Annotated in this window: 13 protein-coding genes and 2 tRNA genes; 6 read left to right on the top strand and 9 right to left on the bottom strand. The window is 72.1% G+C overall.

Going from position 1 to position 14,634, the window contains the following annotated elements; genetic code table 11:
- Complete coding sequence (locus ACFQRF_RS08130; protein ID WP_379870147.1) at positions 1–690, bottom strand: HAD family hydrolase; 690 nt, start codon at positions 688–690, stop codon at positions 1–3.
- A 591-nt stretch (positions 691–1,281) separates the two neighbouring features.
- Here ACFQRF_RS08130 and hisN point away from each other — a divergent pair.
- Together hisN and ACFQRF_RS08120 are read left to right on the top strand one after the other, a co-directional pair.
- Positions 1,282–2,088 (top strand): histidinol-phosphatase, encoded by an 807-nt coding sequence (gene hisN / locus ACFQRF_RS08125; RefSeq protein ID WP_379870145.1) that lies wholly within the window; start codon positions 1,282–1,284, stop codon positions 2,086–2,088.
- A 107-nt stretch (positions 2,089–2,195) separates the two neighbouring features.
- Positions 2,196–2,753 carry a hypothetical protein gene (locus ACFQRF_RS08120; protein ID WP_379870143.1) on the top strand — a complete coding sequence of 186 codons (558 nt, stop codon included), beginning with the start codon at positions 2,196–2,198 and terminating at the stop codon, positions 2,751–2,753.
- Positions 2,754–2,784: 31 nt separating this feature from the next.
- Here the strand turns inward: ACFQRF_RS08120 and ACFQRF_RS08115 are convergent, their stop codons facing one another.
- Complete coding sequence (locus ACFQRF_RS08115) at positions 2,785–3,375, bottom strand: TetR/AcrR family transcriptional regulator (RefSeq protein ID WP_379870142.1); 591 nt, start codon at positions 3,373–3,375, stop codon at positions 2,785–2,787.
- Positions 3,376–3,498: 123 nt separating this feature from the next.
- On the opposite strand from ACFQRF_RS08115, the gene ACFQRF_RS08110 reads away from it, so the two are divergent.
- Complete coding sequence (locus ACFQRF_RS08110) at positions 3,499–4,551, top strand: alcohol dehydrogenase family protein (RefSeq protein ID WP_379870140.1); 1,053 nt, start codon at positions 3,499–3,501, stop codon at positions 4,549–4,551.
- A gap of 70 nt (positions 4,552–4,621) precedes the next feature.
- Here the strand turns inward: ACFQRF_RS08110 and ACFQRF_RS08105 are convergent.
- From ACFQRF_RS08105 to ACFQRF_RS08095, 3 genes are all read right to left on the bottom strand, one after another.
- Positions 4,622–4,698 (bottom strand) — tRNA-Met (locus ACFQRF_RS08105).
- A 178-nt stretch (positions 4,699–4,876) separates the two neighbouring features.
- Positions 4,877–4,953: transfer RNA gene (locus ACFQRF_RS08100), tRNA-Met, on the bottom strand.
- A 125-nt stretch (positions 4,954–5,078) separates the two neighbouring features.
- Positions 5,079–8,108, bottom strand: coding sequence for a UPF0182 family protein (locus ACFQRF_RS08095; protein ID WP_379870138.1), 3,030 nt, complete (start codon positions 8,106–8,108; stop codon positions 5,079–5,081).
- A gap of 316 nt (positions 8,109–8,424) precedes the next feature.
- Between ACFQRF_RS08095 and ACFQRF_RS08090 the strand changes: the two genes are divergently transcribed.
- Positions 8,425–8,970, top strand: coding sequence for a PPA1309 family protein (locus ACFQRF_RS08090; protein ID WP_379870136.1), 546 nt, complete (start codon positions 8,425–8,427; stop codon positions 8,968–8,970).
- Between the two features lie 231 nt (positions 8,971–9,201).
- Here the strand turns inward: ACFQRF_RS08090 and ACFQRF_RS08085 are convergent, their stop codons facing one another.
- The 4 genes from ACFQRF_RS08085 to ACFQRF_RS08070 form a co-directional block, all read right to left on the bottom strand.
- Entirely contained in the window at positions 9,202–10,248 is a 1,047-nt protein-coding gene (locus tag ACFQRF_RS08085) for a YlbL family protein (protein WP_379870135.1), read from the bottom strand.
- Positions 10,249–10,377: 129 nt separating this feature from the next.
- Positions 10,378–10,557: a hypothetical protein gene (locus ACFQRF_RS08080; protein ID WP_379870133.1), complete on the bottom strand. Its 180-nt coding sequence runs from the start codon at positions 10,555–10,557 to the stop codon at positions 10,378–10,380.
- 64 nt (positions 10,558–10,621) lie between these two features.
- Positions 10,622–11,062 carry a molybdenum cofactor biosynthesis protein MoaE gene (locus ACFQRF_RS08075; protein ID WP_379870132.1) on the bottom strand — a complete coding sequence of 147 codons (441 nt, stop codon included), beginning with the start codon at positions 11,060–11,062 and terminating at the stop codon, positions 10,622–10,624.
- Between the two features lie 62 nt (positions 11,063–11,124).
- Positions 11,125–12,222 carry an NAD-dependent epimerase/dehydratase family protein gene (locus ACFQRF_RS08070; RefSeq protein ID WP_379870426.1) on the bottom strand — a complete coding sequence of 366 codons (1,098 nt, stop codon included), beginning with the start codon at positions 12,220–12,222 and terminating at the stop codon, positions 11,125–11,127.
- 115 nt (positions 12,223–12,337) lie between these two features.
- On the opposite strand from ACFQRF_RS08070, the gene ACFQRF_RS08065 reads away from it, so the two are divergent.
- Both ACFQRF_RS08065 and ACFQRF_RS08060 read left to right on the top strand, forming a co-directional pair.
- The gene (locus tag ACFQRF_RS08065; protein ID WP_379870130.1) at positions 12,338–13,744 is read left to right on the top strand and encodes a zinc-dependent metalloprotease; all 1,407 of its coding nucleotides are present in this window, start codon (positions 12,338–12,340) and stop codon (positions 13,742–13,744) included.
- A gap of 26 nt (positions 13,745–13,770) precedes the next feature.
- Positions 13,771–14,337: an NUDIX hydrolase gene (locus tag ACFQRF_RS08060; protein WP_379870129.1), complete on the top strand. Its 567-nt coding sequence runs from the start codon at positions 13,771–13,773 to the stop codon at positions 14,335–14,337.
- Positions 14,338–14,634: the final 297 nt, after the last annotated feature.

The following is a 14,634-nucleotide window of genomic DNA, read 5'->3' as shown; positions in this document are numbered from 1 at the left end:
TCACTCCTCCTCGGCCACCGCGTTGCGGACCCCCAGTTCGTCCAGCCGCTCCAGCATGTCGAGCGGGTCCGCGTACACCCGGAAGGCACCCGCCCGTTCCAGCTCCTCGCGGCCGTACCCGCCGGACTGCAGCCCCACGCCCAGGGCACCGGCCCGCCGGGCGGCCAGCAGGTCCCACACGCTGTCGCCGACCACCATCGAGTTGCGCGGATCCACTCCGAGCAGTTCGGCGGCGGCGAGGAAGAGGTCGGGGTCCGGCTTGGCGTGCCGCACGAGGTCCCGGGTGACCATGGGGGTGTCCTCGGGGAGGCCGAGCAGCCCCAGTGCCGCTCCGGCGGTCTGCCTGCGCCCGCTGGTGGCGATGGCCCAGGGCACACCGCGATCACTCAGCTCGTGGAGCAGTTCGACCGCGCCGGGCAGTGGCCGCACCAGCTCGTGGCGCCGGAGGAACTCGCGCGCGTGCGCCTGCTGGAGCCGACGGACCTGCTCCGGGGTGAGGTCGCGGCCGGTCTCGCGCATCAGCGCCGAAACGAACAGCCCGCCGCTCATGCCGATCCGGCGGTGGATCCGCCACACCGACAGGTCGATGTCCATCTCCGCCAGTGCGGTACGCCAGGCGATGACGTGCTGGTAGACACTGTCGATGAGGGTTCCGTCGAGGTCGAAGAGAAAGGCGGGACCTCTGGTCACCCTCGCGGTCGCACTCCCCACCTCACTCCCCTCCACCGCCGACGCGATCGGGCCTCCGGCCGCTGGCGCCGACGGCTCCGGACGCTCGGCGGCTCGCTGCCCTGTGTTACTGGTCGCACTTCCCACCTCGCTCCCCTCCACCGTCAACGCAGAAGGCGCTACGCGCGAGAGCGCCGACGGCTCCGGACGCTCGGCGGCTCGCCGCTCTGTGTTACCGGTCGCACTCACCACCTCACTCCCCTCCACCGCCGACACAGAACGGCCTACGGCACGCGATGTCGACGCCTCCGGACGCTCGGCGGCTCGCCGCTCCGTGCTCCCGGTCGCACTCACCACCTCACTCCCCTCCACCGCCGACGCGATCGGGCCTCCGGCCGCTGGCGCCGACGGCTCCGGACGCTCGGCGGCTCGCCGCTCCGGCGTGCTGGGATGCGGGTCGGGAAACGGAGTCGATGCGTTCACGATCCCCAGTCTCACGGCTTCCGGATCGCGACGACAACCGCGGCGTGCCGACCCCGCCTCACTAACACTCTGGTCACGCGGGTGCGCCGGGCTGCCCGCCTGCGGCGCGGCCAGGTAGCGTTACCGCCCATGGCGCCCTATGACGACGACCTGCGTCTCGCCCACGTCCTCGCCGACGCGGCCGATGATGCCTCCCTCAAGCGCTTCCGCGCGCTCGACCTGCGCGTGGACACCAAGCCGGACCTCACACCGGTGACCGAGGCCGACCGCGCGGTGGAGGAGACGCTGCGCAGCGTGCTCTCCCGGGCGCGGCCGCGCGACGCCGTCCTCGGCGAGGAGTACGGCAGGTCGGGCAGCGGGACCCGCTGCTGGGTGATCGACCCGATCGACGGCACCAAGAACTACGTGCGTGGCGTGCCGGTGTGGGCGACGCTGATCGCCCTGCTGGACGGCGACCGCCCCGTAGTCGGCCTGGTTTCGGCGCCGGCGCTGCAGCGCCGGTGGTGGGCGTCGAAGGACGGCGGCGCGTGGACCGGTCGCAGCCTGACCAAGGCGAGCCGCTGCCGGGTCTCCGAGGTCGCGCAGCTCTCCGACGCCTCCTTCTCCTACTCCTCCCTGACGGGGTGGGAGGAGCAGCGCCGCCTGGAGTCGTTCCTCGGGCTCACCCGGTCGGTGTGGCGGACCCGCGCCTACGGCGACTTCTGGTCGCACGTGATGGTCGCCGAGGGCGCCGTCGACGTGTCCGCCGAGCCGGAACTGTCGCTCTGGGACGCCGCGCCGCTGCCCGTCATCCTGGAGGAGGCCGGTGGCCGGGCCACCGGCCTGGACGGACGGGACTTCTGCGACGGCGGTCCACTGGTGTGCAGCAACGGCCTCCTGCACGATGAGGTGCTGACCACGCTCAAGGGCGGGCCGACGCCGCTGCGGCTGACCTGACGTCCGCGGAGCGGCCGGGCCCCGGCGGCGGGGACGTGTCTCCGGCCGCGCGCGTCGGCCGCGACGAGGAGTCCGCACGGCGCCTCGGTGCGTAGTACTCTGCGCTCGTGCTTCCCCTCCACATCTCGCTGCTCTCTGTCACGCGTCGGCCGGCCCGGCGCATGCTGCCCGTCGCGGCCGCCGGGATCCTGCTGCTGTCCGCCTGCGGAGGCGGTGACAACCCCACCCAGCAGGAGCTGGAGGCGATGCTCGTGCCGAGCTCCGCCGCCGGGGAAGGCCCCGACGACACGGCGGCGGCCGAGGAGGTCCGCTTCGACGCCGGGACCCACACCTGCGAGCCGCGGGTGAGCACCCGCGTCGAGGGCACCTGGGAGACGTCGGTGCCGCGCACGAAGGTGTCCGACAACGCGGCGCGGCTGGCCCTGCGTGATGCCTCGGGAACCACCGAGGGCCCGGTGAGCGTGCGCGTGATCACCCCGGACGGCACCGAGCACGTCGCCTCCACCGAACTGGGCGGCGACGAATGGTCCGAGCTGGTGTTCCCGAACCACTTCGACGACGGGCCGCAGACCCTGCCCAACGGGACGTACACCGTCGTGTGGTCCACCGGCGAGGGCGGGGACGGGCCGTTCATCTCCTGTGACGGTTTCCGCGTCGAGGCGTGACCCGGGCGGCGTCCGGCCGTTCCCCGAACCGTCATCGGCCCTCTGCGGCGACGGCGTGCTCGACCAGGACGGCGGCCGCGGCGCGCGCCCGCCCCACCGGGTCCGCCGCCGCGGCCGTGCCGTGGGCGATGGTGGCTCCCTCGTGGAGCAGCAGCAGCTGCTCGGCGAGCGCCTGCGGATCCCGGGCACCGGCGGCCGTCGCGAGGGCGGTCAGTTCTTCCCGCAGCCAGCGCTTCTGAGCCGCGATGATCGCACGCCCCGGATGCTCCGCGTCGGGTAGTTCGGCGAGTGCGTTGACGAAGCCGCAGCCGCGCGGGTTCTCGGCGCGTATCCACTCCCCCAGCGCGTCGAAGGTGTGCAGCAGGCCGGCGGCCGGATCCCCGGCCCGCGCGGCGACGTACTCGGTCAGCCAGGTGCGCCAACGGGCGTCGCGCGCTCGGAGGTAGGCGGCAACGAGCCGGTCCTTCGATCCGAAGCGGTCGTAGAGCGTCTTCTTGGTGACGCCCGCGGCGGCGGCGATCGCCTCCACACCGACCGCGTGGATGCCTTCGCGGTAGAAGAGGTCGGACGCCGCGTCCAGGACGCGGCGGGCAGCAGGGGTGAGCGGGGGAGCGTCGACCATGGCGGCTCTTCTCAGTGCTGGGTGTCGCGGACCACGCCAAGTATACCGACCGGTGTGTTGACATATGCCGACCTGGGCTGCCACGGTAACCATACCGTTCGGTATACATCTCTTGGAGGTTGCATGCGCGCCCAGTTCCTCACCGGCTTCGGCGGTCCCGAGATGCTGCGGTACCACGACGACGCGCCCGACCCGGCCCCCGGGCCGGGCGAGCTGCGCGTGCGGGTCGGCGCGGCCGCCCTCAACAACACCGACATCTGGACACGCGAGGGGCGCTACGGGTCGCCCGCCGACGCGGAGGCCACGGCCGGCTGGCGCCGGGAACCGGTCGCCTTTCCGCGGATTCAGGGCGCCGACGTCGTCGGGCGGGTCGACCAGGTGGGGCACGGCGTCGACGCCGGCCGCGTCGGGCAGCGCGTCATCGTCGACCCCATGCTGTACGACGGGGACGAGCGGGCGCTGGCCGACACCACCCGGCTGCACTACCTCGGCAGTGAACGCGACGGCGGATTCGCCGACTACGTCACCGTGCCGGCGGGCAACGCGATCAGCGTCGACAGCCCTCTCTCCGACGCGGAACTGGCCACCTTCCCCACCGCCTACGCCACCGCGCTGCGCATGCTCAACCGGGCCGCCGTCACCGGAGGCGAGACGGTGCTGATCACCGGGGCGTCCGGCGGCGTGGGTTCGGCGCTGATCCAGCTCGCGCGGGCACGCGGTGCGCGGCCCGTGGCCATGGTGGGAGCGGGCAAGCGGGAGCAGGCGACGGAGCTGGGCGCCGAGGCGGTGCTCGACCGTGACTGCCCCGACATCGCCGGTGCTCTCGACGCCGCGGGCGTGGGACCGGCCGACGTGGTCGCGGACGTGGTCGCCGGTCCGATCCTCGGCGGCCTGCTGAACGCGCTCCGCCCGTTCGGACGGTACGTCACCGCCGGGGCGATCGCCGGCCCGCTCGTCACCGCCGACCTACGGACCGTCTACCTGCGCCAGCTCACGCTCGTGGGATCGTCCTTCGCCACGCACGAGGAGTTCGCGGACCTCGTCGCCCTCATCACCGCCGGCCGGCTGCGCCCGCTCCTCGCCGGCCGCTACCCGCTTCCCGAACTCCGGCGGGCCCAGCAGGACTTCGCGGGCAAGCGGTTCTTCGGCAAGCTCGTCATCGACATGGGCCTGTGACCGTCCGCATCGGCCGGAGCCGGGAAACGGCGGAGGCCCGGTACTCGTGGTGAGTACCGGGCCTCCGGCTTGGTAGCGGGGACAGGATTTGAACCTGCGACCTCTGGGTTATGAGCCCAGCGAGCTACCGAACTGCTCCACCCCGCGTCGATGTGTTGTTCACTTTAGGGATACCCCAGCCGTAATGCAAATCGGTTTCCCCGGCCCCGGCGCCGCACCCGCGCCCGCCCCGGGCGCCGCCCGGAACCGCGTGCGGGATTTCTCGTGAACGTGCGCGGGAAACGGCGGAGGCCCGGTACTCGTGGTGAGTACCGGGCCTCCGATTTGGTAGCGGGGACAGGATTTGAACCTGCGACCTCTGGGTTATGAGCCCAGCGAGCTACCGAACTGCTCCACCCCGCGTCGACGTCTACGACTCTATCAGGGCCGCGGAGGTGAATTGACCGCCACCGCGCCCGGCGGTGTCCGGGAACGGAGCGGGGCGGGGAGCCCTCCGGCTCTCCGCCCCGCCACCGCCTCGAACGCGGCTACTCGGCGCCGGCCTCGCGCGAAGCCTGCTCCGCGCGGTCCAGCGCGTCCTTGAGCTCTTCATTCGCCTCGCCGTAGGCCGCGAAGTCGCCGTCCTGCAGCGCCTCCTGGCCCCGGTCGTAGGCGTCGGCAGCGTCCTGCAGAGCCGACGCCAGGTCGCCGCTCGGCGCGGCGTCCTGCTGGCCCTCCTCGGAGGCGCCGTCGTCCTCGGGGAGCGGACCGTCGCCGCCGTCGAACAGGTTGTTCAGTGCCTCCTGGAGGTTGCGCCCGATGGCGACCTCCTCACCGAACCCGACCATGACCTGCTGGAGCAGCGGGTAGGACGCCTGATCGCCGCCACCGGCCTGCACGTACAGCGGTTCCACGTACAGCAGGCCGCCCGCGAACGGCAGGGTGAGCAGGTTTCCGTAGGTCACCCGGGCCGAACTCTGTTCCAGTGGCAGCAGCACCTCGCGGACCCCGGCGTCGGACTGGAAGGCGTTCTGCACCTGCCCGGGCCCGAGGATCACGGTACTTCGGGGCAGTTCGAGCAGGCGCAACTGCCCGTAGTTGTCCGAGGACGGGTCGCTGTCCACCGCCATGAACGCCGCCAGGTTGTCGCGACCACGCGGCACGAACGTCGAGGTCAGCGAGAACGACGCGTCATCGTCGCCCGGGTAGCGCAGCGTCTGGCGGTACGGCGGCTCGGGGCTGTCGCCCTCCTGGGTGGGGTCGGACGGGACGTCCCAGAAGTCCTGGCCACCGTAGAAGGCGTTGGCGTCGGTGATGTGGTAGCGCTTCAGGATCTCCCGCTGCACCTTGAACAGGTCGTCCGGGTAGCGCAGGTGGGACATCAGCTCGTCGCCGATCTCGTCCGACGTGGTGACGACACCGGGGAACGCCTTGGACCAGGTCTGGAGGACGGGGTCCTCCTCGTCCCACCCGTACAGCGTGACCGTGCCGTCGTAGGCGTCGACGGTGGCCTTGACCGAGTTGCGGATGTAGTTGACCTGATTGCCGGGCAGCGCGTTGACGGTGTCGGTGCCCTCGGTGAAGGTGTCGGTCGTCGCCTGGGCGAGGTCGATCGAGGTGGCGTAGGGGTAGCCGTTGGACGTGGTGTAGCCGTCCACGATCCACACCACCCGGCCGTCGACCACGGCGGGGTAGGGCTTGCCGTCCACGGTCAGGAACGGCGCGACCATCTCGACCCGGTCGGCCGGGTCCCGCTCGTAGATGATCTGCGACTCGCTGTTGATGGCGCTGTTCAGCAGGATGTCCAGGTCCTGGTACTTCACCGCGTACAGCATGCGGTCGAGGAAGTTGCTGAGCCGGACGCCGCCGTCGCCGTCGTAGTGGTTGGTCGCCTGGCCGGAGTCGTTGCTCTCAGCGGTCGCGCCGTCCTCTTCCGGGCTCGCCGAGGGCTCGGCCGCACCGCCGTCGGCGCGCTGCTGACCGGCGCCCTCGTCCGTTCCCTGCTCCGCGTCCTGGCCGGTCCGGCCGTCGGCGGGCGCCTGGGCGTTGTCCGCCTCGGGCGAGGCGGTGGGGGTGACGGCGTCCTCGGTGGTGGGGACGTCCTCGGTCTCGGCGTCGAGCGGGTAGTCGTACTCGGGCTCGGCGTTGACGATGACGTACTCGGCACCCTCTCGCCCGAAGTAGATGCGCGGCTCGTAGTCGCCGGTGACCTCCGACAGCTCGCCGGTGGGCGGGATGTTGTACTCGGTGAAGACCGGGCGGCCCTCGGCGTCGACCTGGTTGCCGGCCGCGGCCACGATGCCGAATCCGTGGGTGTACACGAGGTGACGGGTCAGCCAGCGGTCCTGGCCCTCGGGCGGGCCGCTCAGCTCGCGGGTGGCGATGATGGTGTCGACCGTGTCGCCCTCGGGGGTCTGGTACCGGTCGACGTCCAGCACCTCGGGGAACTGGTAGAAGCCGCGGACCTGCTGCATCTGCTGGAAGGTCTGCGACACCACGGACGGGTCGACCAGGCGCACGCTCGGGATCGTGGACGCCTCCTGGGCGAGCTGCTGGGGGGTCAGCTCGGTGTGGGCGTCGTAGGTGGTCACCTCGGAGTCGGCGATCCCGTACGCCTCACGGGTCGCCTCGATGTTGCGCTGGATGTAGGGCTGCTCCAGCCGCTGCTCGTTCGGCCCCACCGTGAACTGCTGCACGATCCACGGGTAGACCCCGCCCACCAGTACCGCCGACAGCACCAGCAGCCCGAGGCTGACGATGGGCACCATGGCGTTCTTGAAGTAGATGTTGGCGAAGAACAGCCCGGCGCACACCACGGCGATGATGGCCAGGATGATCTTGGCGTACAGCACCGCGTTGACGTCGGTGTAGGAGGCACCCGTGGTGTACCCGCGGTTGGAGAACACCAGCCCGTACTGGTCCAGCCAGTAGGCGCCCGCCTTCAGCAGCACGAACACCCCGAGCAGCACCGACAGGTGCACCCGCGCCGCCGGTGTGGCCCGCTGGCCGTGCGCCTGGAGCCGGACCCCGCCGTACAGGTAGTGCACGATGACCGCGCCGATGAAGGCGATCACGACGGCGGTGAACAGGTAGCCGAGCATCACCCGCAGGAAGGGGTAGATGAAGGCGTAGAACGAGATGTCGATGTTGAACTGCGGGTCCTCGGTGCCGAACTCCGTGGAGTTGACGAACCGCAGGAAGGTCTGCCACTCGCCGCTGGCCGAGGCACCGGTCAGCAGCGCCAGCGCGCCGAGGATGCCCCAGAAGAAGAGCTTGCGGTGCGGATCGACCGACGCACGGTACCGGTCCAGCCCCTGCTGCTCCAGGCTGAGCGGCCGGTAGGCGGGCCGGGTGCGGTAGGCAAGGTAGATGCTGGAGCCGACGACGAGCGCCATCAGCAGGCCGGCGCCCACGAACAGCAGGGCTCGGGTGCGCAGCTCGGTCAGGAAGACCGTGGTGTAGCCGACCGAGTCGAACCACTTGTAATCGGTCCAGAAGTTCGCGGCCAGCATGATGCCCGCGATGATGACGACCACGGCTGCCGCGACGGGCGCGAGCAGCCGTGGTCGACGGGGCATGCGCGCAGTCGGTGCGCCGGGCGGTCGGAAGCTCACGCCTCCCCCTCGTCATGGCTGTTGATCGGGTACTACGGACAACGAAGACTTGTCCCTTACGTTGGCAACTCTTGGCGGGACGTGCTTGGTTCCCGATCCACCACCGAAGTGGTGTGGTCCCGCGCCCGGCCCTCGCGCCGAGCACCAGGGACGGGCCACGGTGCCGGGTGACCACCGGGTCCGAGCCGCCACCTCGACCATACTCGGCGAAACCCGCGTCCCGTGGCGGGGCGAACGCGGGGCGGCTGCGGCGGCGGCCGGCATGGTCCACCATGGAGCGGTGCCCGATTCCGAGTTTTCCGAGTCATTCGACATCCGCGACGCCGTCCTGACCCTGGAGCGCCACGCCGCCGAACAGGGATGGGACCAGCCTGTGCGCGTGTACGCGCTCGTCCCCACCGCCGACCTGCTGGCGCGCGAGCCGGGGCTCGCGCGGCTGCTGGGAGTCGCCGAACCGGTCGACGCCGCCGACCTGACCCCGGTCGAGCAGGAGCCGCTGCCCGCCGACATGCCGCTGGAGGAGGCGCTGGGCCGAATGGCCTGGCCGGACGCCGTCGTCGGCTGCGCGCTGGTCATGGAGCGGCTGGTGGTGCGGGGCTCCGACGAGACTCTCGACCCACCGCGGGGCGCCGACGCCGCCGCCTGGGCGCAGGACCAGCCGGGCCGTGAGGAGATCCGCATGGTGGCGGGCGTGCTGCGGAACGGCGGCCGGCACGCGGCGCTGCGGATGCGCAGCCACGACAGCGACGACCAGGTGCTCAACGGTGCCGATCTCGTACCGGCGCTCACCTCGGCACTGGCGCTCACGTTGGACGAGGAAGAATAGGCGGGGTCGCCGGAAGGGGGAGCCGTCGAGCGTCCGGAGCCGTCGATGCCAACGGCCGAAGGCCCCCCGTGTCGACGGCGCAGGAAAGCGAAACGGCGAGCCCGACCAGAAACACCAAGGGCGAGCCGTCGAGCGTCCGGAGCCGTCGATGCCAACGGCCGAAGGCCCCCCGTGTCGACGGCGCAGGAAAGCGAAACGGCGAGCCCGACCAGAGCGGCCGCACGGCGCGGGCTACGAGCAGCGCGGCAGCTCGTCCAGACCCTCGCCGGTGCGGATGGCCTCCAGCGCGGCCACGGCGTCGTCCAGTTCCTCGATCGCGACCACGTCGATCTCGCCGGTCGCGGCGGAGTTCAGCGTCTGTGCGCAGCTCTCCCGCGCGACGAAGAAGTACTCGGCGCCCTGCCGCTCGGCGCTCACCATCTTCTGCTCGACCCCGCTGACCCCGCCGACCACGCCGTCCGCGGTGATCGTCCCGGTGCCGGCGATCTGGTGGCCTCCGGTGAGTCCTTCCTCGCTGAGGTGGTCCATGACCCCGAGTGCGAACATCATGCCGGCGCTGGGTCCGCCGATGTCGCCGACGCTGATGTGCACGTCGAAGGGGAAGGTGAGGTCGTCGCCGATCAGCGCGCCGACGGCGGGCTGCCCCTCCAGGTCGGTCGTGTCGAGGGTGACGTCCCGGTCGTCGCCGTCGTGCTGGATCGTCAGCTGCACCGGGTCGCCGGGCTCGCGGTCCCGGATCGCCCGCACCGCCTCGTCCCGGCCGGTCACGGCGGCGCCGTCCACCGCGACGATGACGTCGCCGGCCTCCAGTTCGCCATCGGCCGGCAGCCCCTCGGAGACGCCGGCCACCATGGCCCGCCGCTGGTAGTCGATGTTCATCTCACCGAGCGCCGCCGCGACGGCCGCCTGCTGGGAGTCGTCCATCTGCAGGGTCTGCGACTCGGTGATCTCCTCGACGCTGCGGTCCGGCGGGAAGATCGCCTCCTCGGGCAGCACCGCCTGGGTCGGCGAGAGCCACGCGCTCAACGCGGTGAACAGATCCAGCCGGCTCCCGGGCCCGCCCACGTACTGCACGGTGACCATGGAAAGTCCGCCGTCGTGCTCGTAGCTCTCCCGCCCGTCGATCTGGATGACGCGCTCGCCGTCGCGCTCCCCCAGGGTGTTGAGCGCGAGCCCGGGCGAGGCGACGAGGTAGGGAACCGGGAGGAACATCCCTCCGACCGCAAGGCCGACCAGGAGGACGGCCGCGACGATAAGGGTCATCGCACGACGGAACATGAGGGACAGCCTAAGCGGTGGGGAGACCATCCCCTCGCCGGGCCGGAAGTGGCACCCGATCGATCGTCGTTCCGCCGTCATCGACAGGCTCAACGGGCCACGCGCCCCCGAGGAGCCCCGCTCGTCCGGCTACTGCGGGAACTTCTTCCGGTACTTCCGCCCGATCCGGTTGATGACGGCCCGCGCCTGCTTCTCGTCCTTGGCGCCTTGAATCGCCTTGCGCAGCGTGGCGGTGAAGTCGCCGGGGTCCTCGCCGGCCTCGATTCTGCGAAGGGCCGCGCCGATCGCCGAGTCCGGATCGCGCTTCACCGCTTCGTAGAGCCGCCGGAACTCCTCCCGCTGCTCCCGGCGCTTCGAAATGGATCTCCCCCCGCTACTCGCAGGCCCCGACCCACTCGGTGTCGCCGTCGTCGAAGACCTGGTGCTTCCAGATGGGCACCTCCGCCTTAATGTCGTCGATCAGGCGGCGGCAGGCGGCGAACGCTTCCTCGCGGTGGCCTGCGGCGGCGGCCACGACCACGGCGATGTCGCCCACGGTGAGGTCGCCGACCCGGTGCACGGCGGCGACTCGCCACACCGGGCGGCCGTCGGCCGAGGTGTCGGCGACCACCTTCTCCATGACGCGCCGCAGTTCGTCCGGGGCGCTGGGGTGCGCCGAGTACGACAGCGCTGTGACACCACGCCCGTGGTCGTGGTCACGGACCGTGCCGACGAAGAACGCGGTCCCGCCCGCGCGCGGGTCCTGTACGGCGGCGATGACCTCGTCGACCGAGAGCGGCGCGTCGCGCAGTTCCGCCAATGTGATGGCTTCCACCCTCACGACGGTATCAAGGGGGGCGTTCCGGACCACGATCCCCTTCCGGCTCCGGCGTCCGGTCAGCCCCTGCGGCGCTTGCGGAGGTGCCGCACGGCGGCGGCGGTGCCGATGGCGGCGACGGCGGCACCGGCCGCGCTCGCCGCCGTGATGGTGGCCTCCTTGCGGCCGAGGTTGCGCCCGACCAGCGCGGGCGTGCCGGAGCGGGCGTCCAGGAGCGCGTGCAGTGCCGCCGCGTTGTCGTGGGCCGGCCGCCAGCCGGCGTCGCGAAGTGTGCCGCAGTCCACGACGCACGGGTAGACGAGGAAGCGCAGGTCGCCGGCGGGTGCGGGGGTGATGCCGGCCTGGTGCAACCGTCGGGTGGCCCCGAAGGCGAGGTTCGCGGGGAGTTCGAAATCGCGCAGCCCGGCGATCTCCCGCGCCTCCGCCTGGCCGATCGCGCCGTCGCAGCCGACCGCGAACGCGCCGTCCTTGCCGTCGGTGCCGTGCCGGACGGCGAAGTCCAGGGCGCTGGCCAGGTCTTCGACGTGGCAGAACTGCCAGACCTGCTCGCACCCCTTGACCGTGAGCAGCCGGGGCGCGGAGAAGTGCCGGGTGAGCAGTGTGTCGACGCCCGGGCCGACCAGCGGCGCCGGCCGCACCACCGTCACCGACAGCCCGGGGTGCCCGCGGCGCGCGCGTTCGGCGACCTCCTCGATCTCCAGGAAGTCGCTGACCAGGCCGTCTCCGGCCTCGGCCCGCAGCGCGGCGGTCTCCTCCAGTGGGACGGGGTTGGCCGGGTCGGCGCCGTAGACCATGGTGCTGGTCACCAGGATGACCCGCGGAACCCGTTCGGCCGCCGCCGCCGTGAGCACGGTCTGCGCCGCCCGGACGTTGCGCGCCCGGCGTTCTCTCGGCGAGCGCTCCAGGGTCCGGTCGTCGTCGGTGTGCACCAGGACGTCCACTCCGGTGAGCCGCGCGGCCAGCCGCGGATCGCGGACGTCGGCGATCCGCCAGACGGGCCCGTCGAGGTCGCCGCGCTGCTCGTCCAGGGCGATCACCCGGCCGATGCGGGCCCCGCCGCCGACGGCCGGGGCGGACCCGGAACCTCCGGGGGCCAACAGGCGTTCCACAAGCATGCGCCCGACGCCGGTGGCGGCTCCGGTGACCGCCACCGTCAGCCCCCCGGCGGCCGTGCTGTGCTGTGGGCGAACCTGGCCAGATTGAGTGTTCACTCCGGGCGGCTCCCAGCTAACGTGACAGTGGAGACATTCCTATCCTGCCTGAGGTCTAATCGTGAGTGACCTGCCTTTTGGTTTCAGCATGCCGAACGACCCCGACGACGAGTCCGGGCGCCGGTCGGGTAACTCCGGCTCGGGGTCCGGCAACGGCGGCCCAGGCGGAGACCTCCCGAACGTCCCGGGTGGCTTCCCGTTCGGCGACCCGCAGCAGATGGCACAGATGCTGCGCCAGTTCGCCGACATGATGGCGGCGCAATCGGCGCCGGGCTCCAGCGGTGCCTCCGGGACCATCAATTGGGACATGGCGCGGAACATCGCCCGGCACCTGGTGTCCGAGCAGGGCGACCCGAGCGTGAGCGCGCACGAGTACGCGCAGGTGCAGGAGGCGCTCCGGCTCGCCGACCTGTGGGTGAACGAGGGTGCCTCACTGCCGTCGGGCGTGCACACCATGGAGGCGTGGAGCCGCTCGGAGTGGATCGAGAAGACCATGGACTCCTGGTCACGGCTGTGCGAGCCGCTGACCTCCCGCATCGTGGAGTCGATGGGGCAGAACCTGCCGGGTGAGATGCAGTCCATGGCTGGCCCGCTGCTCGGCATGGTCCGGCAGATGGGCGGGATGCTGGTCGGCCAGCAGGCCGGCCAGGCCATCGGTGAACTCTCCCGCGAGGTCGTGGGCTCCACCGACGTCGGCGTGCCGCTGGCCGGCGACGGCCGGGCCGCGCTGCTTCCGCCGGGCGTCTCGGCGTTCGGCGAGGGACTGGGCATCCCGCTGGACGAGGTGCGGCTCTACCTCGCCGCGCGCGAGGTGGCGCACCACCGGCTGTTCGGGCACGTTCCGTGGCTGCGTTCGCACGTGTTCACGCTGGTCGAGGAGTACGCGCGCGGCATGTCCTTCGACATGAGCGCGTTGGAGGAGAAGCTCGGCCGGATCGACATCTCCAACCCCGAAGCGCTCCAGGAGGCGCTCAGCGGTTCGGAGGGCCAGGGGCTCTTCCAGCCGCAGGACACGCCGCAGCAGAAGGCGTCGCTGGCCCGGCTGGAGACCACGCTGGCGCTGGTCGAGGGCTGGGTGTCGGTCGTCGTGGACGCGTCGGTCGCCGGGCGGCTGCCGCACGCGGCGGCGCTGGCCGAGGCGGCACGGCGCCGGCGCGCGAGCGGCGGCCCGGCCGAGCACACCTTCGCCACGCTCGTGGGTCTGGAACTGCGGCCGCGCCGGCTGCGCGAGGCCGCCACGCTGTGGACCGCACTGGGCGAGGCGCGCGGGGTCGAGGGCCGCGATGCCGTGTGGCAGCACCCGGACCTGATGCCGTCCAGCGCCGACCTCGACGACCCGGGGCCGTTCGTGAGCGGGCAGACGGGCGACGAGGCCGCCGACATCGACATCTCTCAGTTCACCGACGACACCAAGCCGGAGGGCGACGACGGCGCCGACGGCCCGGAGCGGCCGGACGGCGGCCGGTGACGCCGGCGACGGAGTCCGCGCGCGCCGTGCCGGAGCCACTGCACGAGGACGCGCGCTCGGTACTGCGGGAGTGGCAGGCTCCGGATCCGGCGCAGGAGGAGCTGCGCCGGGAGTACCTCGCGCACCTGGACCGCCACCCCGACGGGATGTGGCGGTCCTGCCGCCCCGGCCACGTGACGGCGAGCGCCGCCATCGTCGATCCCGAGGGCCGCGGCATGGTCCTCACGCTGCATCGCCGCATCGGCCTGTGGCTGCAGGTCGGCGGGCACTGTGAACCCGTGGACCGCAGCCTCGCGGGAGTCGCGCTGCGCGAGGCCACCGAGGAGTCCGGGATCGCGGGTCTGCGGCTGCTGCCCTCCCCGCTCCGGCTGGACCGGCACCGGGTGGGATGCGGCAGCGGTTCATGGCACCTCGACGTCCAGTACGCGGCGGTCGCCCCGGCCGGTGCGGCGCTGACCCGCGTCGCCGAGGAATCCGACGATCTGCGCTGGTTCCCGATCGACGCCCTCCCCGAACCCTCCGATGACGCCTGCCGGGCGCTCGCGGCCGCCGCGTCGGCGGCGGTGCGCGGCGCCGTCCCCAGCGGGGGCTGACCGCGGTCCGTGGCGGTCGTCCTGGCCGCCCGGGTCCCGTGCCGGCACGGCCGTCCGGCGTTGCGGGCCGCCGTAGTGGACGGCGGCCCGGTCCCGCCACGATCCAGTGGCACGCCGCGCGGCCGCGTGAACGGCGTTCTGAGTCGTTGATTCGGTGAAGGACGGGGCGACGTCCTCATGGCGGAACACGGCAGGCCCCTGCCCGGCCTTCGGCCGGTTCTCCATGGGAACGCCGGGGGCCGTCTGGCGGCCACTCCGGGGGCCGGATGACTCGCTCGGGGTGGGACGACCGCCGGG

The sequence above is a fragment of the Marinactinospora rubrisoli genome, assembly GCF_042664915.1.
Lineage (GTDB): Bacteria > Actinomycetota > Actinomycetes > Streptosporangiales > Streptosporangiaceae > Marinitenerispora > Marinitenerispora rubrisoli.
This window is presented reverse-complemented; position numbering and strand designations above follow the sequence as displayed.